This is a genomic window from Tunturibacter empetritectus (assembly GCF_040358985.1).
GTDB lineage: Bacteria > Acidobacteriota > Terriglobia > Terriglobales > Acidobacteriaceae > Edaphobacter > Edaphobacter empetritectus.
In genome coordinates this window covers 2,868,018-2,892,780 of sequence record NZ_CP132932.1, presented here as the reverse complement: position 1 = coordinate 2,892,780, position 24,763 = coordinate 2,868,018, and the positions used below count along the sequence as shown (strand labels likewise).

General features: G+C 56.3%; 21 protein-coding genes. 9 read left to right on the top strand and 12 right to left on the bottom strand.

Translation table 11 applies throughout. From position 1 onward, the window contains the following. The first annotated feature begins 142 nt into the window (after positions 1 to 142). The 8 genes from RBB75_RS11940 (at position 143) to dctA (ending at position 9,314) form a co-directional block, all read left to right on the top strand. A complete protein-coding gene (locus RBB75_RS11940) occupies positions 143 to 1,510 on the top strand; it encodes an NAD-dependent succinate-semialdehyde dehydrogenase (protein WP_353068214.1) in 1,368 nt (455 codons plus the stop codon). 130 nt (positions 1,511 to 1,640) lie between these two features. Next, positions 1,641 to 2,450: a FadR/GntR family transcriptional regulator gene (locus tag RBB75_RS11935; protein ID WP_179636833.1), complete on the top strand. Its 810-nt coding sequence runs from the start codon at positions 1,641 to 1,643 to the stop codon at positions 2,448 to 2,450. Between the two features lie 16 nt (positions 2,451 to 2,466). After that, the gene (locus RBB75_RS11930; protein WP_353068213.1) at positions 2,467 to 3,360 is read left to right on the top strand and encodes an NAD(P)-dependent oxidoreductase; all 894 of its coding nucleotides are present in this window, start codon (positions 2,467 to 2,469) and stop codon (positions 3,358 to 3,360) included. After that, entirely contained in the window at positions 3,357 to 4,349 is a 993-nt protein-coding gene (locus tag RBB75_RS11925; protein ID WP_179636829.1) for a thiamine pyrophosphate-dependent dehydrogenase E1 component subunit alpha, read from the top strand. Before RBB75_RS11930 ends, RBB75_RS11925 begins: the two co-directional genes overlap by 4 nt. Then, on the top strand, positions 4,342 to 5,340 hold the full coding sequence (locus tag RBB75_RS11920) for an alpha-ketoacid dehydrogenase subunit beta (protein WP_179636828.1): 999 nt from the start codon (positions 4,342 to 4,344) through the stop codon (positions 5,338 to 5,340). The genes RBB75_RS11925 and RBB75_RS11920 overlap by 8 nt, the downstream gene beginning before the upstream one ends. A gap of 40 nt (positions 5,341 to 5,380) precedes the next feature. Beyond that, the gene (locus tag RBB75_RS11915; protein WP_179636827.1) at positions 5,381 to 6,721 is read left to right on the top strand and encodes a M24 family metallopeptidase; all 1,341 of its coding nucleotides are present in this window, start codon (positions 5,381 to 5,383) and stop codon (positions 6,719 to 6,721) included. Positions 6,722 to 6,757: 36 nt separating this feature from the next. Then, complete coding sequence (locus RBB75_RS11910) at positions 6,758 to 7,936, top strand: dihydrolipoamide acetyltransferase family protein (protein ID WP_179636826.1); 1,179 nt, start codon at positions 6,758 to 6,760, stop codon at positions 7,934 to 7,936. A 79-nt stretch (positions 7,937 to 8,015) separates the two neighbouring features. After that, positions 8,016 to 9,314, top strand: a complete 1,299-nt coding sequence (dctA, locus tag RBB75_RS11905; RefSeq protein WP_179636825.1) for a C4-dicarboxylate transporter DctA — start codon at positions 8,016 to 8,018, stop codon at positions 9,312 to 9,314. Between the two features lie 131 nt (positions 9,315 to 9,445). Here the strand turns inward: dctA and RBB75_RS11900 are convergent, their stop codons facing one another. Together RBB75_RS11900 and RBB75_RS11895 are read right to left on the bottom strand one after the other, a co-directional pair. Beyond that, entirely contained in the window at positions 9,446 to 11,470 is a 2,025-nt protein-coding gene (locus RBB75_RS11900; RefSeq protein WP_353068212.1) for an LVIVD repeat-containing protein, read from the bottom strand. Beyond that, positions 11,467 to 12,249 carry a DUF305 domain-containing protein gene (locus RBB75_RS11895; RefSeq protein ID WP_257030838.1) on the bottom strand — a complete coding sequence of 261 codons (783 nt, stop codon included), beginning with the start codon at positions 12,247 to 12,249 and terminating at the stop codon, positions 11,467 to 11,469. Before RBB75_RS11895 ends, RBB75_RS11900 begins: the two co-directional genes overlap by 4 nt. A gap of 109 nt (positions 12,250 to 12,358) precedes the next feature. Between RBB75_RS11895 and RBB75_RS11890 the strand changes: the two genes are divergently transcribed. After that, a complete protein-coding gene (locus RBB75_RS11890; RefSeq protein ID WP_179636824.1) occupies positions 12,359 to 13,351 on the top strand; it encodes a TolB family protein in 993 nt (330 codons plus the stop codon). Positions 13,352 to 13,413: 62 nt separating this feature from the next. Here the strand turns inward: RBB75_RS11890 and RBB75_RS11885 are convergent, their stop codons facing one another. The 10 genes from RBB75_RS11885 to RBB75_RS11840 form a co-directional block, all read right to left on the bottom strand. Next, entirely contained in the window at positions 13,414 to 14,100 is a 687-nt protein-coding gene (locus RBB75_RS11885; RefSeq protein ID WP_353068210.1) for a hypothetical protein, read from the bottom strand. A gap of 38 nt (positions 14,101 to 14,138) precedes the next feature. Next, positions 14,139 to 15,671, bottom strand: a complete 1,533-nt coding sequence (locus tag RBB75_RS11880) for a hypothetical protein (RefSeq protein ID WP_179636822.1) — start codon at positions 15,669 to 15,671, stop codon at positions 14,139 to 14,141. Positions 15,672 to 15,714: 43 nt separating this feature from the next. Next, a complete protein-coding gene (locus RBB75_RS11875) occupies positions 15,715 to 17,589 on the bottom strand; it encodes a sensor histidine kinase (RefSeq protein WP_353068209.1) in 1,875 nt (624 codons plus the stop codon). Further along, positions 17,579 to 18,319, bottom strand: a complete 741-nt coding sequence (locus RBB75_RS11870; RefSeq protein ID WP_306459656.1) for a response regulator transcription factor — start codon at positions 18,317 to 18,319, stop codon at positions 17,579 to 17,581. The genes RBB75_RS11875 and RBB75_RS11870 overlap by 11 nt, the downstream gene beginning before the upstream one ends. A gap of 153 nt (positions 18,320 to 18,472) precedes the next feature. Next, positions 18,473 to 19,759, bottom strand: coding sequence for an O-antigen ligase family protein (locus tag RBB75_RS11865; RefSeq protein WP_179636818.1), 1,287 nt, complete (start codon positions 19,757 to 19,759; stop codon positions 18,473 to 18,475). Positions 19,760 to 19,782: 23 nt separating this feature from the next. Beyond that, positions 19,783 to 20,253, bottom strand: a complete 471-nt coding sequence (locus RBB75_RS11860) for a c-type cytochrome (protein WP_179636816.1) — start codon at positions 20,251 to 20,253, stop codon at positions 19,783 to 19,785. Positions 20,254 to 20,255: 2 nt separating this feature from the next. Continuing rightward, positions 20,256 to 20,621, bottom strand: a complete 366-nt coding sequence (locus tag RBB75_RS11855) for a cupredoxin domain-containing protein (RefSeq protein ID WP_179636814.1) — start codon at positions 20,619 to 20,621, stop codon at positions 20,256 to 20,258. Positions 20,622 to 20,853: 232 nt separating this feature from the next. Continuing rightward, positions 20,854 to 22,044 (bottom strand): glycosyltransferase family 4 protein, encoded by a 1,191-nt coding sequence (locus RBB75_RS11850; protein WP_179636812.1) that lies wholly within the window; start codon positions 22,042 to 22,044, stop codon positions 20,854 to 20,856. Beyond that, positions 22,041 to 23,381 carry an oligosaccharide flippase family protein gene (locus RBB75_RS11845; RefSeq protein ID WP_353068208.1) on the bottom strand — a complete coding sequence of 447 codons (1,341 nt, stop codon included), beginning with the start codon at positions 23,379 to 23,381 and terminating at the stop codon, positions 22,041 to 22,043. Before RBB75_RS11845 ends, RBB75_RS11850 begins: the two co-directional genes overlap by 4 nt. Then, positions 23,378 to 24,709 carry a Wzz/FepE/Etk N-terminal domain-containing protein gene (locus RBB75_RS11840; protein WP_257030837.1) on the bottom strand — a complete coding sequence of 444 codons (1,332 nt, stop codon included), beginning with the start codon at positions 24,707 to 24,709 and terminating at the stop codon, positions 23,378 to 23,380. Before RBB75_RS11840 ends, RBB75_RS11845 begins: the two co-directional genes overlap by 4 nt. Positions 24,710 to 24,763 lie beyond the last annotated feature (54 nt).

Here is a 24,763-nt window from a genome sequence, read left to right as displayed (position 1 = left end):
TACCACCACACCACAACACCGGTCAAGGAATTTGCAAAATAAATTATCTTTTAAAGCCGCTTGACAAACCAATCCGGACTTGCGGTATAACTGTCAGACCACAGGGATCCCTTTTATGGCGCCCTAAGAAAGGTTCTTCAAGATGGGCATTGCAAGCATCAATCCGGCCACCGGCGAAGTCATGAAAACCTTTGATCCGCTGACCGATGAGGAGTTGGCCGCGAAGCTCGATAAGGCCGCCGCAGCCTTTGTTCTTCATCGTGGGACCAGCTTCGCCTATCGCGCGGAACGCATGATAAAAGCGGCAGAGATTCTTGAAGCGGAGAAGGAGGAGTTTGGCCGCATGATGAGTCTGGAGATGGGGAAGCCCATTCAGGCTGCGATCGACGAAGCCTTCAAATCTGCCTGGGCCTGCCGTTACTACGCCGAGCACGCCGAGAGGTTTCTAGCGGATGAGGCGGTCGAGACCAGTGCAAATCGCAGCTATATACGCTATCAGCCGCTGGGGCCGGTTCTCGCCATCATGCCGTGGAACTACCCTTTCTGGCAGGTGATTCGCTTTGTCGCTCCGGCTCTGATGGCCGGCAACGTGGGGCTGCTCAAGCACGCCTCCAATGTTCCGCAGAGTGCGCTGGCTGTCGAAGATGTCTTTCTTCGTGCGGGATTTGCTGAGGGAGTCTTTCAAACTTTATTGGTTGGCGCCTCGAAGGTTGAAGGCATTCTGGCTGATCCGCGCATCGCCGCCGCAACGCTTACGGGGAGCGAAGGCGCTGGCGTTCAGGTGGGCATCTCTGCAGCCAAAGCGATCAAAAAAGTCGTGCTGGAGCTGGGCGGAAGCGATCCCTACATTGTGATGAAGTCGGCCAATTTTGCTGAAGCTGTCGCAACCGCGGTCAAGGCGCGTGTCGCAAATAACGGCCAGTCCTGCATCGCAGCCAAGAGATTCATTGTTGAGGATTCGATCGCCGACAGGTTTGAGAAGGAGTTCGTTGCGCGGATGGAAGCACTGAAGGTTGGGGATCCGCTGGATCGGGCAACAGAGCTCGGTCCGCTGGCCTCGACCAGCGCAGTCGAGGATCTGCACCGCGATGTCCAGAAGTCTGTCGATGCAGGTGCGAGGCTTCTGACTGGTGGCAAGCCGATTCCAGGAAAGGGCAGCTTTTATCCGCCGACCGTCCTCACCGACATCCCACGAGATTCGCCGGCCTATAGCGAAGAGTTCTTCGGTCCGGTTGCGACCATCTTTCGCGTGAAAGATGCAGAGGAGGCGATCCGCATCGCCAACGACACGCGCTTTGGTCTGGGCGCGAGTGTGTGGACCCAGGACGAGGCGGAACGAGACCATCTGATCCAGGAGTTGGAGGCAGGAATGGTCTTCGTCAACAAGATGGTCGCCTCCGATCCGCGGGTGCCCTTTGGCGGAGTCAAGCAGTCTGGATTCGGGCGTGAGCTTGGACCCTTCGGCATTCGCGAGTTCACGAACATCAAAACGGTTTGGATTGAAAAGTAGATGGCACGACAGCAATTTGTCCTAAAGTGGCATTATGGTATAACCACTTGTCCTTAAGTATTTTCTAACCCAATAACCCAATCGGTCTATTGGTATAACCGAATACCCTAAACGAGAACCCTCCATCGAAATGGCAATTTCAACCCCTGGCGTCCTGTATAGTGTTTCGACCACGACCACCCTCAAAGGTGGCCAGACGAAGGGGATGCCAATGTACAAAGTAGTTCGAACAGCGAGACTTTATGAACAGATCGTGCAGCAGATCGAGCAGTCGATCCAGGAAGGAAAGCTGAAACCAGGGGACCAGTTGCCGGCGGAACGGGAGCTAGCCCAGGAGTTTGGGGTCAGCCGCACGGCGGTACGCGAAGCCGTCAAGACCTTGAGCGAGAAGGGGCTGGTCGAAGCGTACTCAGGCCGCGGCACGTTTGTCAGCACGGGAAAGTCCCAGGCGATACGCCACTCCCTCAACTCCTTTCTCAAGAGCGGCGACCTTGAAGACTCCGACTATGTTGCGGAGATGCGCGAGATTCTGGAGCCTGAGTTCACGGCGCTGGCCGCGACTCGCATCGAAGAACAGCACCTGGTCATGATGCGGGAGGCCGTCGCGGTGATGGACCGCAGCATGAAGAATCCAGACGCTTATATTGAAGCCGATCTCGACTTCCATCTGGCTCTGGCCGAAGCTGCTGGAAATCCGCTCATTCTGTCGTTGCTGGATTCGCTCGTAGGAGTTTTGCGGGAGCAGCGGCTGGGAATTTTCTCTGTCACCGGGGGGCCGGAGCGTGGTCAGGTCCATCACAAACTCATCCTGGAAGCGATCGAAAAGCGGAGTGCCAGTAGTGCACGCAAAGCGATGCGTGCTCACCTGCAACAGGTGCACCAAGATTCGAAGGTTTCTGCAGTTATGAAAAATAAATCACCTAAGAGGCAGTCCTCTTAATGAAAGGCAGAATCGAATGGCGAACCTCGGATTTATTGGCCTTGGAGTAATGGGAAGTGAGATGGTGGACCGGCTCCTGGCCAAGGGCCATACTGTGACCGGCTATAACCGGACACGGTGCAAAGCGGAACGACTCATCGAGAAGGGAATGAAGATCGCAGAGTCTCCGCGCGAGGTAGCCGAAGCTGCTGATGTTGTTCTCTCCATGGTCACGAACGGTCCCGCATTGAAAGGTATCGCGGAAGGCCCGGATGGTTTTCTCGCTGGGCTCAGCGCCGGAAAGATCCTGGTCGATATCAGCACCGTGGGGCCGGATTTAAGTCGCGAGATGGCGGAAAAGGTTCGCGCTCTGGGCGCTGACATGCTGGATGCTCCTGTCTCGGGAAGCGTCATTACTCTGCAGGAAGGCAATCTCTCCGTGATGGTAGGCGGAAGGGCAGAGACCTTCGAGAAGGTCAAACCGATCCTGTTGGATATAGGCCCCAAGGTGACGCACGTTGGCGGCAATGGACTGGCACTGTCCATGAAGATTGCTTCGAATCTGAGCCTAGCGGTACAGATGCTGGCCTTCTCCGAAGGCGTGCTGCTGGCTGAGAAGAGCGGCATCAAGCGCGAAGTTGCGGTGGACGTACTCACTCACAGCGCCATCGCTTCTCCTATGATCAAGTACCGGGGCCCCTTCGTTCTTCAGCAGCCGGAAGAGGCATGGTTTGACGTGAACATGATGCAGAAGGATATGTTGCTGGCGCTGGATCTTGGACGGCAATTGAATGTGCCACTCCCGACCACTGCTGTTACCAATGAATTTCTAGCTGCTGCGCGGGCCATGAACTGGGCCAAGCTGGACTTCGCCGTAATCTTCGATGTTCTAGCGAAACTATCTGGCATCGACACAGGAGTTGGAAGATGACATCCCAAACCGAAGAAGCCGTGAACACGTTCGGCAAAGAGTTGGCGCTGCATGCCTATCGGCAGATGTTGCGTATCCGCATGTTCGAAGAGCAGGTGAACGAGCTCTACACGCGTGCGTTGATGCCTGGCCTCGCTCACTTGTACAGCGGCGAAGAAGCCATTGCGGTCGGCATCTGCGAAGCTCTCAAAAAGGAAGACTACGTCACCAGCACACATCGTGGACACGGTCACTGCCTGGCCAAAGGCGCTACGCCGAATCTCATGTTTGCCGAGCTGCTGGGGAAGGAAGCGGGATACTGTCATGGCAAAGGCGGCTCGATGCATATAGCCGATCCTGCAACCGGTAATCTGGGTGCGAATGCGATCGTTGGTGGCAGCATGGGCATCGCGACAGGCGCCGCCTTCTCAGCGAAGTACCTGAACAATGGCCTGGTTGCTGTCTGCTTCTTTGGCGAAGGAGCACTCGGTCAGGGTCTGCTCTATGAGGTGTTGAACATCGCTCAGCTCTGGAAGCTCCCTGTGATCTACGTCTGCGAAAACAACCTCTACAACGAGTACACACACTACAGTGAGACCACGGCGGGAGATATCTGCGCCCGAGCCACCGCATTTGGCGTAAGAGCCGAAGCCGTAGATGGGCAGGATGTGCAAGCCGTCTATAGAAAGGCCAAACAACTTATTGACAGTGCGAGAGCTGGCGATGGTCCGGCTTTTCTTCTCTGCAATACCTATCGCTACACCGGCCATCACGTAGGCGACATCAATCGCGATTACTACCGCACCAAGCTGGAAGAGCAGGAATGGAAGACACGCCGCGACCCCATTCTGCTTCACGGCGAACGGCTGGTTCACGAAGGGTTCACCGATAAGGCAACGCTCGACGCACTTGAAAGCGAAGTAAGAGAAGAGATGAAAGCCGCTGTCGAGTTTGCGATCGCTGCTCCGTACCCAGCATTAGAAGAAGTGGAGATGCACGTCTATGCCTGACAGTACTGATCGTGAATTGACCTTTGCACAGGCCGTAAGGGAGGCACTCGCGGAAGAGATGCGTCACGACTCGCGAGTCTGCATCCTTGGCGAAGACGTGGCCGAAGCAGGCACCCCTTTCAAAGTGTTATCGGGGCTGGTCGAGGAGTTCGGAACCAATCGAGTCTTTGACACACCGATCTCCGAGGCAGGTTTTACCGGCATAGCCGTGGGCGCTGCCATGACCGGGATTCGCCCCGTGGTCGACATCATGTTCGGCGACTTTCTTACCTTGACGATGGACCAGATGGTTAATCAAGCTGCAAAGATCCACTACATGTCGGGTGGCAAGTGGAAGGTGCCGATGGTTCTGCGGACGACGCTCGGAGCAAGCAGGCGCTCTGCCGCTCAACACTCGCAGTCTCTCCACGCATGGCTATGCCACGTGCCCGGACTGAAGGTTGTGATTCCATCCACTCCTGCCGACGCAAAGGGTCTCTTGAAGACTGCGATCCGCGACGAGAATCCCATCATCTTCTTCGAAGACAAGATGATGCACCACAAGCTGAAAGGCCCCGTCCCGACCGGAGAATACACGATCCCTCTCGGCGTTGCGGAGGTCAAGCGCGTCGGCAAAGACATCTCACTGGTAGCGACCAGTAGTATGGTGCAGGTGGCGCTGGGCGCGGCAGATATGCTCGCGGAGATTGGCATCAGCGCGGAGGTTGTCGACCCGCGAACTCTCTGGCCGCTCGATGAAAAGACGCTCATTGACTCTGCAAAGAAGACGTCTCGCGCCATTGTGATCGACGAAGGGTACGGCCGCTACGGTGTGACCTCGGAGTTGGCCTCGGTGATCTCGGAGGGTGCTTTTTACGATCTCGACGGCCCGGTACTTCGTATGGGAGCGATGCATGTTCCCATCCCCTTCTCGCCGCCGCTTGAGGACCTGACCGTACCGACTGAGAAGATGCTCTTTAATGCGGCGAAGAAGCTTTGCAGCAAGTCGTAGAATCACGAACGTCTTTGGACCACGAACGGGAGAAGCAGCAATGGCACAGCCGACTTACGGAACCATGGGAGTTGATTGGGAGCAGCGAATCGATTTTGATCGTCTTCGTGTAGAGAGACTCCAGCGCGCGAAGAACCTGCTTGCGAAGTCTGAGATGGGGGCGCTGCTCTGCTTCGACATGAACAATGTGCGTTACCTCACGTCGACGCACATTGGCACATGGGCCCAGGACAAAGCGAACCGGTTCGTCTTGCTCCCGCAAAACGATGAGCCCATCCTGTGGGACTTCGGCTCCGCAGCCCGACATCATCAACTGCACTGTCCGTGGCTCGGAGAACGCTCGCGCCCGGGCATCTCCATGTTGCGTGGCACGATGTCTCCTGAGCACGGTCGTGCGGAAGATGTCGCCAAGAAGATTCGCATTGAGCTAGAGATGCGTGGGCTGCATAAGGAGCCGGTAGGAATCGACATCATCGAATTGCCAGTCCTGTTTGCTTTGCAACGCGAGGGTATTACCGTCATCGACGGTCAGCAGTTGATGTCCGAGGCCCGCGTCATCAAGACCAAAGACGAGATTGCGCTTCTAAACACCTCTGCTTCGATGGTTGATGCGGCCTATCACGAGCTTTACATGGCGATGAAGCCGGGCATGCGGGAGAACGAAGCCGTAGGCCTGGTAAGCAAGGTGCTCTACGACCTTGGCTCAGAGTACGTCGAGGCGGTCAATGCAATCTCCGGCGAACGATGCAATCCTCATCCGCACGTCTTCTCCGACAGAATTATGCGCCCTGGCGACCCCGTCTACTACGACATTCTTCACTCTTACATGGGCTACCGAACGTGTTATTACCGTACCTTCTCAATTGGCTATTCGTCCCACGCGATGGTCGACGCTTACAAGAGATGCCGCGACTACCTGGACGCTGCGATCGATCTGATTCGTCCCGGCCGTTCGACGGGCGATGTCGCCTCAGTGTGGCCGAAGGCGCAGGACTTCGGATTCCCCAATGAGGAGGCGGCCTTCGCGCTCCAGTATGGGCACGGCATCGGACTCGCGATCTGGGAGAAGCCGGTCATCAGCCGCCTTGTCTCTCTGGATCATCCGCAGGAGATCAAGCCTGGAATGGTCTTCGCCCTCGAGACGTTCTGGCCCTCGAAAGATGGCTGGAGCGCGGCACGAATCGAAGAAGAGATCGTTGTCACGGAGACCGGCCATGAGGTGATCACGCGCTTCCCTGCTGAGAAGCTTCTAGTCGCTGGCGCGCATTACTACACGGTCGGCGGCCCGCTTCCAACCGTGCGAGAGACAGAATCAGAACCTAGCGCAGATGTTCGCAACCTGGTTGCAGCCAGTGCACAAAAAGAGAGGATCGGGAGCTAACGCTGCGGCCTTAGGGCCCGCGTATCCCAATAACTTATGGCTATCAGTGTCGTAATGCCCGCACTCGAGATGGCGCAGGAGACAGGGAAGCTCGTCTCCTGGCTTAAGAAGGAAGGCGACAAGGTCTCGAAAGGGGACCTGTTGCTCGAAATCGAAACAGACAAGGCCGTGATGGAAGTGGAAGCCACTGCCGATGGCGTTCTCGGTGGAATCACCGGCGAAGTGGGGACCGACATTCCAGTCGGCCAGACTATTGCCTGGATTCTGAAGCCTGGAGAAGACGTGCCGGCTGAGGCAAAACCTCACACACAAGCGGCTCCTTCACTTGCCGAAGCAGCCCGCACCACTGAAGAAAATTCTCAGCAGCCGGTGATTGCTAACTCCACCGGAAGAGTCTCTCCTAAGGCGCGTCGGCTCGCGAAAGACAACGGTATCGATCTCACTTCGGTGCAGGGTTCAGGCGATGGCGGAGAGATTCTGGCTTCGGACATTCAGGCAATCATCGACGGTGGTCCTAACGACTCTCGCGCTCCTGCGGTTCAACACGAAACACTCTCTTCTATTGGCCGACTGATGGCGGAACGAACGGTGCAGAGCTGGACCACGGTCCCGCACTTCTTTCTGCAGCGAGAGGTGAATGCAACGGCATTGAATTCCCTACGCGCAGCTCTCGGGCCCGAGGTCGAGCGATCCTCCGGAGTAAAGCTCACGCATACCGACATCCTTGTCGCGCTCGTGGCTCGCGCTCTGGCCCGGCATCCGCGCGTTAATGCAAGCTGGATCGAGAACGGAGTCCGTCTGAACCGTGACGTAAACGTCTCCGTCGCGATGGCCGTCGAGGACGGTGTCGTAGCGCCTGTGGTCCACAACGCAAACACTGCGACGCTGGGTGAGATCGCCAAACAACGTCGCGAGTTGACGGACCGGGCAAAAGCAGGTCGCCTCCGTCCTACGGATTTTGCTGGCGGGACCTTCACGGTCAGCAATCTCGGAATGTTCCACATCGATTCCTTTTGCGCCATCATCACTCCGCCCCAGGCCGCAATCCTGGCCGTAGGTCAAATCGTACAGAGAGCAGTCGCGGTAGACGGAGTCGTTGTTGTGAGGCCAATCTTCAGCCTGACGATCTCCTGCGACCACCGTGTGTTGGACGGGGCAAAGGCCGCGACTTTCATGCATGACCTTGCTGAGTCGATCCGCGAACCAAAACTTTAGCTTGCCCGAGCGCTCGGCTTGTGATGATGCGCAGCCAGGCATGGACTTTCCCGGACGACCGTAGGCTGAGGCATAAGACATGGAAAGCGTTGGTGTAGAGCAGCTCCCTGTAAGTACCTCCACTGAATCAAAGGGTAAAACCCCTTTTTATTTTAGTTTCTGGTTTCAGGTCTGCATCGCCGTTGTGCTGGCGATGGTATTCGGGTACCTAAGCCCGGCGCGCGCCGTTGCCATGAAGCCGCTGGGCGATGCGTTCATCCGCCTCATCACCATGGTTGTTACACCGATCATCTTCTGCACGGTGGTCTCCGGAATCGCCGGCATGCAGGATTTGAAGAAGGTGGGTCGAGTTGGCGGAAAGGCGTTGATCTACTTTGAGGTGGTTTCCACACTGGCGCTCTTCATCGGCTTAGTGGTGGGAAATATCGTTCATCCGGGTGCAGACTTTCACGTAAATCCAGCGACTCTTGATGCGAAAGCAGTAGAAGGCTATGCAGGACAAGCGAAGGCGCAGACTGTAACCGAGTTCGCAATGCACATCATCCCGACAACGATCGTGGATGCCTTTGCCAAGGGCGACATCCTGCAGGTTCTGCTGGTCGCCTTGCTCTTTGGCTTTGCACTGTCGTTGATGGGAGATCGGTGCAAGCCGCTTCTCTCTCTGCTCGATACCTTTACGAGTGCCATCTTCGGAGTCGTTGGCATCATCATGCGCTTCGCCCCGCTGGGAGCATTCGGCGCGATGGCCTTTACCGTGGGCAAGTACGGCATCGCATCCCTCGGGCCGCTGCTCAAATTAATTGGAACGTTTTACGTTACTTCAATCTTCTTCGTTGTGGTCGTGCTGGGAGCAGTCGCGCTCCTTGCCGGATTCAACATCTTCAAGTTTCTGTCGTACATCAAAGAGGAGATTCTTCTCGTCCTGGCTGTCAGCTCCTCCGAGCCTGCACTTCCCACGCTCATGGAAAAACTTGAAGCCCTGGGGTGCTCGAAGGCGCTCGTAGGGCTCGTTGTCCCTACGGGATACGCCTTCAACACGGATGGCACGAGTCTCTACATCACGCTGGCTGCTCTATTTGTGGCCCAGGCTACGGGAACGCACCTCACTCTGGCGCAGCAGTTGACCATCTTCGCGGTAGCAGTCCTTACTTCAAAAGGAGCCAGCGGCGTTCAGGGCGCCTCGTTCATCGCATTGGTCGGAACCTTATCGGTCGTTTCGACTGTTCCTGTCGCAGGGATGGCCCTCATCCTCGGGATCGACCGCTTTATGAGCATGTTCCGCGCAGCCGTGAACATGATCGGCAATGGAGTAGCGACGTTGGTGATAGCACGATGGGAAAAAGAGATCGACAGATCGACACTCCGCATTCATCTATGACGACTTGGTGAAGACCAGACGAATGGTCCACCCGCTTCGCAAAAATAACAACCATGATTCATAACAAGAAACAGTGATGGGCCTGGCCAGCGAGACCAGACCCATCACTAAGAAACGGCAAGCCGCTAAGCTCAGGCAGTTGGACTTTCCAGTATCTGAGCCAGTGCATGCAACCTCTTGGCATCCTCTGGGTTCTTCGCGTCCGAAGCACTCGTCTCAACAGACGCCGCCATGCCATGCAGTTTTGCCAGATCCTTCTTGCCAAGGTGCGACCTCTGCGTCCGCATAATCGCCTTATTCAAATCAGCGATCCGCTCTGACGACAATGCCTGCGAACGCCCCAGCTGATCGAGATACGCTCGCGCCACCGTCAACTGAGACGGCCACGCAATCTTCTGCTGGTTCTGCACGTTCAGTTCGGTGACCTTCACCAGGCTGGCCGCATCGATTTCGTTCTGTGTCAGAAATTTGCTTGGGACCAGCTTAAACACATCCAGTCCGCGCGCGATCTCCGACCCGTAGATATAGCCGTTATACCAATAGGCAGACCAGTCGCCACCCAGGATCAGCGCCTTGGCATCGACAGGCCCGCGATCATAGTAAGCGATCTCGTACGGATGTGCCGCGTCCGTAAAGTCCATCACGGAGATGCCACCCTGATACCACGCCTGCACCTCAATATCACGTCCTGGAACTGGAATCAATGAGCCGTTGTGAGCAACGCAGTTCTCCGTCTCCGTCTGTGCGGCCGGCATCTTGTAGTAACTCGCAAACGACAGCTTGTCGTCCTTCAGATGGAAGATCGCATCCGCTCCCCACTTGTTCGGGTCCGTCGAACGGCAGCGCGGCTGCAGACCGCCGCCCCACTCATCGGTGAACACCACCTTCGTTCCATCGTTCGAGAACGACGCCGAGTGCCAGTACGAGTAGTTTGGATCGTTTACGGCATCCACGCGTTTCGGATGCACAGGGTCCCTGATATCCAGCAGAATGCCGTTGCCGGAGCAGGCTCCGGCTGCGAGCCCCAAGGCCGAATACACCGTTATGTCGTGGCACTGGTTGGTGTCCGCAGGCTTCTCGGCTTTCTTATCGTGCCTTCCGCCATTGTTCAGGCCGTTCAGAGCGCCGGTGCGCGGATCGATAAATACCCGCGGACTCGAAACCACTTTGGCCTGTTGCGGCGCGGCAAGCGGCACCTTGATCACGTCGATCCGGAACAGCGAAGTGTTCGAGTCTTTCTCCGGCTTCTCCTCCCGCGAGCAGCCCGCAAGCTCCTCACTCTGCCGCACAAACGATGTCCCCGAAACATAGATGTAGACGTTGTCCTTATCGTTAGGGTCCACCACCAGGGTATGCGTGTGCGACCCGCGGCAGGTCTGCACCGCCGCCACCTGCTTCGGATTTTTGATATCCGAAATGTCGAACACCCTTACGCCGCGAAAGCGATCCGGGCTCGCCGTCGGAATCCGATGGTCCTTCTCATGCCCCGGCTCCGGCGGGGGCAGCGGCGGAAACCCCTGCACTCCGCAGTCCAGCCGCCCGTTCGGCATCTCCACCGACATAAACAGCAGATTCCCATAGACCGAAACATCGCCCTGCCCGCCCGGGCACACCAGTGTCGTAATCAACGACAGCTTCGCCGGGTTCGAGATGTCATAGAAGCTCACGCCATAAAAGTTGCCCTGGAACAGATGCGTTCCCTGAAACGCAAAGTCGGAGTTTGCGAAGGCGAGCTGCGCAATCACCAACTGCATCGGCTTCGGTATCTTGTCCCTGTTACCCACCCCGATCAGGTCCAGACTCTTCTGCACCGCGGGATCGTCTGGATTCGTAGATGACAGTTGAAACGCGTTAGGCTTCTTCAAAAACGCGAGGTGCTCAATCCCCATCGCAGCCTCACCTGCGTCGTAGAGTCCCGGCTTCAATCCCACGCGCGGATCGTTTGTCGTCGACCCCGTCATACCCGGTGGCAACGGCACAGCGGGCTTCGGTAGAAACGGATTATCGTCTTCCTCTGGCGCCGCCTGCGCAGCGGGAGCAGAAGGAGCCTGTCCAGCGGGAGCCTGCGCCCACAGAGCTACCCAACCGGAACACACCAAAGCCGCGCCAAAGGCCACACCAGCCAAACGGAAAGCGTGAGACTGCCTACGATTCATCGTTTCTCCTTCAACATATTCTGCATAATCCCGATCTCGGCCCTTTGCGAGTTATCTGCATCCGTAGCGAAGTCGAACAGCTCCGCATCCTGTCCCGCGCCGGGCGTATCGAACAGTTGCCTGACCATCACCAGCGCACCATTGTGATGCTGAATCATCCCTGTCAAAAACAGTTGGTCGAACTCTGCGCCCCTGGCCTGCTGCAACGCCTCCATCTGCTTCGGCGTCAACATCCCCGGCATGGCCTGCATCGGGCCCCCGCTCTTATCCATATCCGGCATACCCGGCATGGACATTGACACGGACTCCCCGCGCGCCGTAAGCCACCGTTTCATGAACTTCATCTCATCTGCCTGCGAAAGGCCGATGCGCGCCCCCAGAGAACGAATCTCTTTGTTCTCCGTGTGCGACGGAATCAGCGCCGTCATCTCGACCGCCTGCCCATGATGCATAATCATGCCCTGCATGAACTCGACGTCAGCCTGCGATCTTTGGGGAGCCGTGGCGGTGGTCGAGGACGGCAGTCGCCTGCTGGGAGTTCCCGGCGCACCCGGCTGCACTACCACCGGCGCCGAACCCGTTTGTGCCTGTTGAGCATGAGCTGGAGCAGACGGTCCGCCGCAAAACACCGCAGTCAGAAACCATCCACCAAACGCTGCGAGTGTGGACGCCAGGGGCCGCGGCTCGCGGCTGCGACCAGTAGAGTCGAAGTTCAATCTTCCCATCGTGCCGGGCATATTTTCGTTCTCCCACGGTATCATGGCGGGTGTGAGTCGCATGAGAGAAAGCCACTCTCCAGAGCGCTATGGGGAGCGAAGTATGCCGTTCCAGAATCGCCGTCACGAGCGAATCCCCCGCGACTTTTCAGCAAAAGAGGAGTGTCACCCCATGAAGTCTCTCTCGGTCCCAACGCGGGACTTCTGCAAACTTGCCGTAGTCGCAGTCTCTCTTCTAACACCGGCTCTTCGCGCACAAACTACGCCGTCACAGCCAGCCGAGCAGCATCTGCGCAGCCGTCTCTTCGTCTACGACCTGCACACCGGCTCCTCGCATCTGGTCTACACGGCCGACTCCATCTGGGAGGCGCCAAACTGGTCCCCCGACGGCAAATACCTCATCGCCAACTCCGGCGGGGCCATCTACAAGCTCGTCCTCAAGCAGGACGGCACCGCGGAGCCGACAAAGCTGGCCATCCCCGCCGACTATGAATGCAATAATGACAAAGCCATCTCGCCCGACGGCACAAAGATCGCCTTCTCCGCTACCGTCCCGCCGCAGAAAGGCTCGCAGGTCTTTCTCGCCGACGCCGACGGCAACAACGCAAAGGTGATGACGCCCGACTCCCCCAGCTACTTCCACGGCTGGTCGCCCGACGGCAACACGCTCGCCTTCGTGGCCCAGCGCAACGGCAGCGGTCAATTCGACATCTATGGCATGCCCGCCGCCGGTGGACCCGAGAAGCAGTTCACCTCTAACCCTCATCACGATGACGGGCCCGACTACTCCCCTGACGGCAAGTGGATCTACATCAACTCCGACCGCTCCGGCAAAGAGGCCATCTGGCGGTTCCCTGCCGAGGGCGCAGGCCACAACGACGAGAAGGCCGAGATGGTCGTCAGCGACGGACTCGAAGACTGGTTCCCCCACATCTCGCCCGACGGCAAAAAGATGGTGTACATCGGCTATCCCGCCGGCACTCCCAATCACAACCCCCGCAACGTCTCCATCGAGCTGAAACTAGTGGCAATCGACCACGGCAAAGTAGCGCATACGCAAAAGAAACTCATCCAGGCCACCGGCGGCCAGGGAACAATAAACGTAAACTCCTGGGCCCCTGACTCCACCCGTTTCGCCTACGTCACCTATGAGCTTCTGCCTTAGAAGTACCTATGCCTGGTGGCTGCCCACTAACGCAAAAACCTGTTATGCATGGCGGATTGAGTTTAGTGCTCGTAGGGTGACTTAGGAATGGGATCATAGGGGTTGCCGTACTTATTTGAATGCGTATCGCTTGCGCCAGCCTTGGCAGGAATAGTTACAACGCCCAGGTCGACATTTTGTCCCGTCAGATGCAAGCGTTGCGTCAGCTGATCGGCGGTGGTTTGCGGCAGGCCTTCTACCCACAGATGGAGGATGTAGTCGCCCGGGGGAATATTGGGCAGGACGAACGCGTCGTTTGCGTCAGCGATCGCGTACAGGGGTGTGGATAGTGCCAGTACGACCGCGCTCATCTCCGGATGGATGTTGCAGAAGATATAGGACACGCCCTCTCGAGAGAAGATCACAGATTTGCTCGAGCCGGCTTCGTAGAGACCTAGATCAAAACGTTTTCCATCGAATAGCGAGAAGACGTTGTGGAAGAAGGGATCGGCGTTGGGGAATTGAACTGACGTGCCAACCGGAATGACCTGCAGATGCGGGATGAAAGTTCGATTCTTTTGAAGCAGAGTATAGCGACCGTGGGGCCGGAAGCTAAGGGCTGGTGTAGCCCCGATCGGCTCCAGCCAGATGACCGCTGGCGCGGGATGATGCTTCGCGGACTGAGTCGATACGGCGCGCAGTCGCAACTCGCCCACAGGATTCGGCGAGGAGTTGGATTGGGCATAGATCAGGCAAGACGCCAAACTCACGCAGCAGACCAGCCATCTTCGGAGATGTGTTCTCGCCATCAGAACCTATATCCCGCGCCGACACCGATGATGTTGCTGCCGGCAGTCAAGCCATTGACAGGTGAACTCTCAAGACGACGATACTCGAGAGAGAAGAGCAGGTAAGCGCTTGGGCTATAGAGGATGTTGCCGGTGTATGTCCGGTTTCTTGCGAGGTTCTGATAGATACTTCCGCCTGTGATGGCGTATGGCCGCAGCTCTTTCGAGAAGACGTTGTCGAGCCCGAACGCAGCGTTGAATTCCAGCCGTTCACTGAGCTTCTCTTTCAGTTGTGCCCACCCTCCGACGTCATCGAGCGGACGGGAGTAATATTCACCGGGAATTGAACCGGCGATATAGGTGAAATCTTTAAAGGCTCCGCCTCCAAGTCCGCCCAGTGCCTCTCCGCGGTAGAAGCTGCCGCTGAATGCGAGGCGGAACGGCAGAAGCAATTTTGCATCGAGCGTTCCGGCCCAAGCGTCGAAGCGTTTTCCGAACGGACTGAGATGAGGAGCGAAGTATCCCCCGAAGCCGAGATGGCTGCCATCATCCAGTTTCGACCCAAGCAGCGCGACACGGGCCTCCGCACCCGGCCAACGGCTCTGTTGTGCGGTGGTTGCGGAGGTCCCGCCAATCGCCATAGAGATTGGCGGGGCAGGCCATGGGGCATCCCCGACATCGACCAGAGCTCCCTGCAGACGAACCGTGTGAGAACCAACGGGAAGGTCCTGCGTGACACCGAGCTGCGGATTCCACGTCCAAAGGTTACCGGACCAGGCGAGCGAAGGCTCCGCCACCGCAGTCAATGAGGTTGGCGTATCCGGGCTGAAGATAGGGCGATCCAACGAAAAGTACGCCTGGGTGTGTTCCCATTGCAGACCCGCATGAGCTGTCCGCAGCCGTAATAGTGTAGCGTTGGATGCGTCGTAGCCGGCGTAGTTGGTTGTGGTGCTGACGGACGACGGGTTGCCGTCAAAATCCACGCTCAGATCTGCGTAGCTTCGAGCACCGAAGAGATGCGGGCCGCGAGCCGCGATACCGAGAACAGTCTGACGTAACGACGCGCCACTGCTGCCCGGTCCAGAGACCGCGACTGTGGGCGTAGGCGCTGCGTCCACTTGTCTGGTATTGACGAATCCGTTGAGCAGTAACAGTCCAGTTACTTTTACGGGATACTTTGATTCGCTCTCTACCTTTGTCTGATCTTGAGTTTTGATCTGCGCCTCGTCTATTGCTTGACGTTCGCGAATTTCATCGATATCGACGCTGGCAGTCGTTGATGGCGGCTGTGAAGTTGACGAAGTTGCCTCTGGGGTGGCTGCAGGCGGGGACGTAACATTCGCTGAGGAACCGGACTTTGCCATGAGTGCCTGCAGAGCACTCATTTGTCGGCGCATCTCATCCAGTTCGCGTTGCGACTGCTCGACCTGAGCCTGGGTTCGCGCCATCGCTTCCGTCAACCTCTGGAGCTGATCCGACAAATCCGGCGGCGTTGCGTTCTGCGCATACGCACCACGGGCGAAGAGTCCGCAGGATAAAGCCAGTAACGACATCCACGATAGGCTGCGAAGAGAACTCAAGAAACGACAAGTTCTGCTAGGACCGTATATTCTCATGTTCGATAACCTGATTTTGCGGATTCGCTTCCGGAAGAGCCGTCACGTCAGGGATTAGAAGCCCGCGCGACAACCTCATCTGAAAGACAGTTTCACCAGGGCGGCTTTTGAGAAGAACGACCTCTCCTCCGTGCTCAATAGCAATGCAGTTAGCGAGCGTGAGACCGAGACCTGTGCCCTTCTGTTTTCCCTCACTCACAAAAGGTTCGAACAAGCTGTTACGAATGGCGTCCGGGATTCCCTCTCCATTATCGATAATGTGGATAAACATCTGAGTTTCGTGGACCTCAAGGGTCAACATCACTTTACGCTCCCGCTCGGCCGGCCGCGTGGCCTGGCAGGCGTTGAGTAAGAGATTGCAAAGTGCACGTTCGATTTGCTTTCCGTCGGCCGCGATTGTGGTCTTCGCGGGATCACCATATTGCAACTTCAATGAAACGTGCTCCGAATCCGGATGCGCACGGACCACCGCGGCAGCTCGTTCGAGCAGGGTAGCCATTATCTCTGGAGAACGCTTCATGGCAGCACCGTTGCGGCTGAAGATGAGAAGCGACTCGATCATATCGGTGGTGCCGTGCACGGCTGCACGAACGTCTGCGAATATCTCCGCACGTTCCTGCTCTGAAAGCTGACGTGAGGCCAAAAACTCCGAGTTGGCATAGATCGCAGCCAAGTAGTGCCGGAGGTCATGTGAGACCGAACTCGCCATGCGGCCGATCGTCGCCAAACGCTCAGACTCCAGCAGTTCCCTGCTCTTCTGTTGAATCTCTTTCCGCATGCCTGAGAAGGCTGTACTCAGCTGGCGAACCTCCTGCGTTCCATATTTAGGGATACGATATGCTCCATCCCCCACACCAAATGCGATCACACTCCGCGAAAGCTCTTCAAGCGGACGAGTCACAAAGCGTGAGAGAACAATCATCAAAGGGGTGCCCAGGAGAAACGCCAGAAGCCCCGCACTCAGCACAATCTGATCGATCCGGTGGATCGACCGGTCCGCTTCCTCAAAGGATCTCAATACAACCAATTTAAGCGGGGCAGTTGCCCCAGCTGTGAGATCCTCGGTATCGGCGAGAAAACGGGTTCCTCCAAGGTTCAACACGGCAGGAGTCGGCATCATGTTGGACCTCAACAGCGGTTCGGCTGTCAGGCTAGCCTGTGCTGATGAACTCAGCGTACTGGCTACCACTTCGCCACCGTTCAGGAATGTAGCCTCAGCGCCAGTGGGCCGGCTGATCTGACGCACGGTCGGTTCGATGGACACACCGCTTACGACATAGCCAAGCAGTGTGCCATCGCCGTCGCCACCAAAGTAAAGAGGCTGCAGAGAACAGACGTAAAGCCCTCGGCCGTCAATCAGGTAACGCTTATCCGGTGAGGTGGTCAAGGTCTGCAGCCCACGGACCAGGGTCGCATCAGGAGCCGCGTGCTTTCTATAGACAGCGACCACACGTCCGCTGGGGTCCATCAACGCGAACAGATCGTTTCCGCTAAGCCGCCAAAATTCGGTAGCGCCATCCTGAATGGTGAGGTCGTCGCCGCTGGTCATCAGCGCCTTCAAAGTTGGCAGTTGGGCAAGGAGCGAGTTCTCACGCTCCAAAGCTGCTACGCGCTCTGCCTGCAGGTTTTGGAATGTGGTGACAGAGTGAGTCAGGTCCTGGGACAGCTCCTCTGTAACTTCGACGCGCAAGCGATGGCGGATGAGTAACAGCGACGAACCCGTAACAACTGCAATTACCAACGCCATGGCAACGACCAACAGGATGTGTGTCCGAATCCCCGGCTTCTCGTTGAGGCCTACTAACTCGTTGGTCATTTGGGCAGCCGGCCTTGACTGGGAATACTCATGGAACAAATTTATATCCTGCCCCATAGATAGTGAGGATATGTTTTGGATCGGCCGGGTTGGTTTCCAGCTTTTGACGCAGTTTCAATATCTGATTATCAACTGTCCGCGTTGTGGGGTAGGAGTTATAACCCCACACCTCATTCAACAGGAGTTCTCGGGTAAGGACACGGTCAATGTTTTCAGTAAAGTATTTAAGCAGCTTGAACTCGTGTGCCGTGAGACTAACAGGCACTCCGCTACGCCGTGCGGTCATACTCTTGAAGTCGATTTCGCAGTCGGCGAAGCGGAAGATCTCTGCGCGGGCGGGTTTGCGCTGCCTTCGGATAGCCGCTTGAATGCGGGCCGTCAGTTCGCGTGGACTGAACGGTTTTGTAACATAGTCGTCAGCCCCCAGTTCCAGCAGCAAGACCTTGTCCACTACTTCGCTAATCGCGCTAAGCACGATGATCGGAGTTTCGCTGGAGATCGACTTGAACTTCTGGCAAAGTTCGCGGCCAGGAATGCCAGGCAGTATTAAATCAAGGACTACCGCCACGGGCCGCTCCGTGCGGAACAAATTCAGCCCGGTCTGACCATCTCCTGCAACGAGCACGGTGTAGTGTTCTTCAGCGAAGATCCGGCGAAGGACTTTTTGCATGCGCGGATCATCTTCAATGATCAGGATTGTTCCGAGACTGACTGAATGCGTCGATTCGAGTTCGATGCTGTCTTTCACAAAATCCGCTTCCATGATCATAATTTCCGGACCTCTCTAGTTTATTCTCGTCGACTGGTGTTAGGAATTGAGGCTTCGATCGGCACAAATGACAAACAGATGACAATTCCGGTGGTGAATTCTAGCTCTGCAACTGGCTGTTTAGTAACCCCGCCCGGCCGTTTCCCTACTCCTTTAGATTGCGCTGTCAGCGATGGACTCAAATTCGGGGTCGTACACTCGCATTAATGGCAACAGACGAGGCTGTATACGATGCCCGGCTACAGCATCCCGAGTAACGAGCGAAGTAACTAAGACGATAGCCCATAGAGGAAACAAGAGATCAAAGGGTTCGGCCTCTGCAAAACCTCGGACAAGGACAAACATCAGCATCCCGACGAAGATGATCCGGAGCGGACCTTCGTTGAGTTTGCGAACCTTCCGATATAAATCTCCATATACGCCACAGAGTATGACTAAGCCGACGATTCCGTACGAATAGAGTTGCTCTAACACTTCGTCCTCGGCGTGCCGCGCCTCGAAGGTTCCGAAGGCAGGAACTACTTTCCACATGGAATCGAAGCCATGGCCGATCCAAGGTTTTTCAAGTGCCGCATTGGTCACATAGGCCCAGATCGCGGTGCGCCCCGTCAGAGTCTCTGACTGATTACCATAGGATGTGTAGAAGTCGTAATACGCCTCAAACAGGCCCCAGAAGGCGAGGACGACTACCACTACCCCGACCGTCAGGTATATCTTTGTCCGACGATTCATGGCCCGGTCCTGGATGATGAGATAACCTTCGCTGATCAGAAACGCGACAATGGCTGTCTTGCTGAGACTGCGGACAAGTGTAATCGCAAGGAAGAAGATCGCGAGTCCCCAACGGGCTTTTCTAGACCTCGAGAGATATTGAGAAAAAAAGATGGCAAAAGCACAGAGATTTCCGATTGTGTTGCCATTGAGATAGTCTTCATCTCCAAGACGCATATCAAATTGAGCCGGCATCACCCAGGCGACTAAGGCGATGCAGCAGCAGCCCCATACAAAACCCGTCATCAGCCCTTCCGCTGCCTCAACTCCAGATCGATTGCGCAGCAGTAAGATAATCATTACGACATCAGATACGGTGCCGCACCAGTATGCAGCCGACGCCAATGGCGACGCTGTTTCACTCCACAGCAGACTGCACCCTGAAAATCCGAGAAAGATGAGAACCCATCGAATCTGCGCAAGCGTCAGTACGGAGGCGGAATCGTGACTCCTTGTTCCCAGTGTCGATAGCCAGATGAAGCCCAACAGCAGGAAATTAAGAGTCAGGTCTGTTGCTGCACCCACTTGCGGATCCGTACCCAGGATACGGACAAGGAAGACAGTCGTAACAACGCGGATTGCAAAATAGAACCCGACGCAAAATGCCGAAGCTGAGTACTTCGACACTTGTGGTTGTAGCGCGATGGTCGAGTTACTGATGGTTGCCATTGTTCACTTGTCTCGTTGAAGACTTAGTGGTTGTACATCTCTGGAATGCCTTGGCTCCCGGCTGGCGGTAGATGCCGAATGAACACTACGATCGCCCAAAGCTCATCATCGCTAAGTGTTCCCTTAGAACCAGGCATACCTGACGGCCAGATTCCATTGTCGAGAATCTCTTTGAGCTGGCCATCCGAGTATCGCTGGACCTCATCTGAAGTCAAGGAGGGGATGGGTGGTGAGATGTGATCCGCAAATGGAACTCCAGTGTTCTGTCCATCCATGCCGTGGCAAGCGACGCAATAATGCGAGAACGCCTCTTTGCCATCCGCCCAGGTTGCAGCGTTAGGCTCCAGTGGATTTTTTTGACTCTTGTTGCCGATGAAGATGTGATGCTTGACGAAGGTGACAGTCGCCCTCTCGATCTTGCCTGGAGGGCTCACCTTACATCCAGTCAACGCTGCCGCGAACGCTGCGAGAATTACTCCGGCAGGCAGCCGCATGACTACTCCACCACATGCAATGTCAAGCTCATCGCACCATGACCAGATCCGCAAAACACAGAGCAATGCCCTACGAAGTCGCCGGTTTTATCCGGGATGAAACTCAACTGGGCCGATCCACCTTTGTCGACCTTAGCATTCAGGTTAAGTTCACGAAAGCGGAGGCCATGAGCTACATCTTCGCTCTTGATGATTAGTACAACGGGCTGTCCCTTTTTTAGAGTGATCTCACCCGGAGCATACGCAAAACGCTTGGCGGTAACTTCCACTTGACGCGGTGCTCCCTGCGCCTTGACCACGTGGCCCGGGAAGCCGATTGTTATTAAACCTGCGGCCAAGGCGCCCATCAACGTTTCATTTCTCTTCATATACTCTCCTCTAGCTACATTCGTTTGGGTGGAAGCCGGGCGCAATTGTCAATCGCGTAACATGCCTGCTTGCTTGTGCGAAATATCTCAGCGCTCTTCATACCGTAGAGAATTAATCGCCTCAAGTTGTCATGTGTCAGTTAGTCAATTGTCAAAATTCTGTCTAGTCTCATTAGACCCAATCGCGCGTCGTCAGCCCACGTTAACCAAGGCCGGGGCGTGTCTTCTTCTCTCATAGGGACTGTCTTTCTGGGGCCACCAGTTGGATTGAAGAGTTGCGGGTCATACTTTTTGCTATCGAGGCGGCGGGTATCAAGTCGCGATAAAGTCTCGCGTACTCGTTCGCAAGAACTTCTGCCGAGAGGTGCGGAAGCGACATGGGCTCTTTGGCTGGATTATCCAATGTTGCTCTGATCCCCGTCGCGAGAGCCTCCTCGGCATCTTCTCGCAGCTCGATGAACCGGCAATGGCGGTCGCCGACCTCGCGGAACGCAGGGATGTCTGAACAGACCACGCGGCAGCCGGCGAGAAGCGCCTCCACGACAGGCAGGCCGAAACCTTCTGTCACTGACGGCAGCACGACGGCCTCAGAACACGAGTAGCACCATTGCAATTCCATCTCTTCCAGTCCTTCCAGGAAGATCACACTTTTGTGCAGACCACGCCGAGACACCAGTGTTTCGATGAGATGAGTTTCCGGTCCTTTGATTCCGATCACGACCAGCTTCGTCGCCGGGTGTATCTGCTCTTGCTGCAACAAGCGATCGAATGCACGAATGAGCAGAGGGATGTTCTTGTTCCGCCTATGCTGAGCAACGCTAAGCAGAAAAGGCTCACCCTGCCACCCTGGAAGCGGAGATCGCGTTGCACAAAAGGGTTCGGGCTCAACGCAGTTATAGAGGCGGGTCGCTTTTTGATAAGTCTTGGTCGAGGCATACTGCTTCAGCCGATTCATCGTCGTCTCGGAGACACAGGCAATCGCATCAACGGAGTTGAGGCAGTGCTGCAAGATCACTCGATTGAAAAGGACTTTATGCAGCCCGAAGTTTCTCGGTATCTCGTACGGATAAAGATCGTGCAAGGTCAGCACCGTCGGACATCGGATCGCCTCTGCATCGACCGGCATCGGATAAGTGAGATGAACCAGATCGGGTTTCAATCGGGAGACGAGCTGTGGAAGCTTCCTGTAGTACCACAGGTTTCGCGCGAGGGTTCCTCGGTCCATCTCTTCAAAATGGATTGCAAGGCGCGGGTCCGAACCCAGTCCGGCCGACGCGGCCATCTTTCGCTGCCATGGGGCCAGGACCAGGTGTACCGCCGTGATATCTGGATTAAGCAGTAGACAGCGCACCATATTGAAGGCATGGCGTTGAAGGCCAGAGATGTTAGCCGAGTAGGAGGCGGCGACGACGAGAATTTTCATAGACGAGGCCCTTCATGAAGTTCGCAGGCTGTTGCGAGAGATGAAGCCCTTACCGTCTTCTTGCGTACTATCCCTAGCTGATAGCCGAGAGGCAGATACACCAATAGTGCAATTGAGCCATATCCGACTCGCGAAATTGCCAATCCTTCAATCCCCATATGGCGCAGCAGGTAGATCATCACAACCAACATGACTGCCCTGCCTCCAAGGCTGATGCAGGCCGCCATGCGAAATAGCCCCAGAGCCTGCATGGCATAGATGCCAGTCACCCCCAGACCCATAAGGGCCGAACCGATCACAATCGGAGGAAGGATAGCGGCGGCGCTTTGTGCCACTGCCCCTCCTGCCCAGATCCTGATCAACCTTGGTCCGAAGCTAAGTAGCATGGCCGCACTACCAGAAACAAGCAGCAAATTGCATGCGAATGCCTTCAACACTGTGCGCTTCAACACTTCGCGGGAGACTGTAGCCGCGCGTCCAGAGATATAGGGGAACAAAAAGTGGAGTCCTGATGCAGCTAGCCCAAAGACGGGCTGCGCAAACTGTATGCACAGCGCGTAAGGGGCGAGGGCCACCGCACCCAAATAGACACCAAGCAACAGTCGGTCTAGCTGTCCAAAGATAATGCCACACAGAGCCTGCACCCAAGCGAAGATGCCGAGACGCAGCAGCGATCGCGTCTCACCAGGATGAAAGGCAGGCAACAAGGAGGGCCTGCCGAGAAGCCGCCAGAGTTGACGAAACTGAAGGTACGTCCCCGAGATAAGGAAGGCAGCGGTGCCTGTCAGAATGGAGATGACACTGTGGCCAGATTGGACGAGTAGAGCTGCCGCAGTGAGCGTCAAGAGTCTAACCGCGACGCTTACCTGCACTGCATCGCGATATTGTTCAAATGCGCGCTGCGTGCTTACACTTACACTTTCGATAGCGCGGACCAGGATCAGCAGGCTTGCTATGCGGAGGCAAATCAGGCACTCCTGAACCGGAGTGAAAGATGCGACCGTGATATGACGCGCAGCATACGACGCGGCAATCCAGGAGGCAACCGTTAACGTAATGCCAAGCACCAGATTGATGCCCAGCATGCTGCGTACAGAGTTCACCATCGAATCAGTTGCGCCTATTCCTCGAAGTATGGCAACCCGCTGAATGTTGGCGTCACAGAATCCCGAGGCGATGATGCCTCCAGCGCTGACGACCGCCGTTGAGATCATCCAAATCCCATACTCTGCCGCACCGAGTTTGTGCAGCACAATGGGCGCAACCAGCAACATCCCGAACGGATATGAGCCGTAGTCGAGAACTCCATAGACTGCGTTGACGAGATGTTTTTTCATTCGGCAACATGCCCCTGTCGGGATACCCGGAAAAGGCGTTTGCGTATCCACGATAAAACCTCAATCGCCAGTTCTTTACGCGGGTCGCGGCTGTCGGCTGCACGCCAGTGTTCACGAACCACGATCATTGCTGAAGTGGCCGCAAACGCGAGGAAGGTACCCAATAGGGTCAGCAAGAGACGAGGCGGAAAATACTTCTTCTCTGGTATTCCCGGAGGATCAATGACTGACACAACTGGAATGATTTTCGCCTCTTCGATGCGAGCCAGCTCGTATTGCTGTGTGAGCAGCTCGAATACTGCCTCCTGCACTCGTACGCGGCGGTACAGGTTGGCATACGGAACGGCGAGACGGGGAAGCTGTCTCAGCGGCGGATACAGTTCCCCCTGATCGCTGGGGTTCGTCGAGGCGTGGCTGCCGGTAGCGTCGCCTATAGTCAGCGGGGCAGAAGTCCCAGTCATCTTCTGCAGATCTCGCTGCAGCGACGCGATTCGCGCTTCGGTCTCACGAACCCGCACATTTCCATCACCGTAGATCTGACGCAGTGATTGAAGGCCAGATTGCTCAACCAGCAACTCACCTTGCACTCTTGCTCCTGCTTCGACCAGTCCACGTGTCTGCTCTTTGATGTCGATCGTGCTGTTCCTGCTAGAGAATTCGCTCAACTCAAGCTGGGCCTGTTCGAGATCCGCCCCTACCGAGTGAAGGCGGCTCTCGATGAAGATGCGTTCCTGCCGGGCGGAGGACGAGCTCGTTCGCGTCAGTAAATTATTCAATTCATCCAGATAGGCCTGGGCCATATCACGCGCCCGCACCGGGTCGCTGTCTTGCACCGCAATGGTGATCACGCCACTCTTCTTGTCGTCCGTGATCTTCGTCATATTCGCCAGGTGTTTCGCAGCGGTAAAGCGGTAACGCGACCGGTAGACTTTTTGCAGATCGAAGCGATCGATGAGACCTCCCCGGACAGTCCCACTTTCCAGCAGGCTCTCGTAGAGTGCAGTGCTGGTGTGCCCACCGAGCAAGCCGCCGGCAATGCTTCCCAGACTACCGAGGCTGCCCAAACTACCAGAGTGTCCAGCCAACGCAGCCAGCAGCATCGCACCTGAGCCCTGTTGGTCGGGAGGCATTATGCTCGCAATGGACTTGTAACGCTTGGGAATCAGGAATGCGATGGTGAGGCTTGCTACGAGCGCAACGGCCGTGACACGCGCAAGCGTCCGGCGGCTTTGCCAAAGGAGTCTTGCGCGACTAGGCCAATCCGTAGGCGCTGAAGCTGCTAACTTCGCAGCGGATTCGACGTACGGGGTCATAACACTTTCGCTCATATCCTGGACCTCGGCAGGGAGCGGTGTTGTTGCTTACTGCCCGGATTGGTCTTG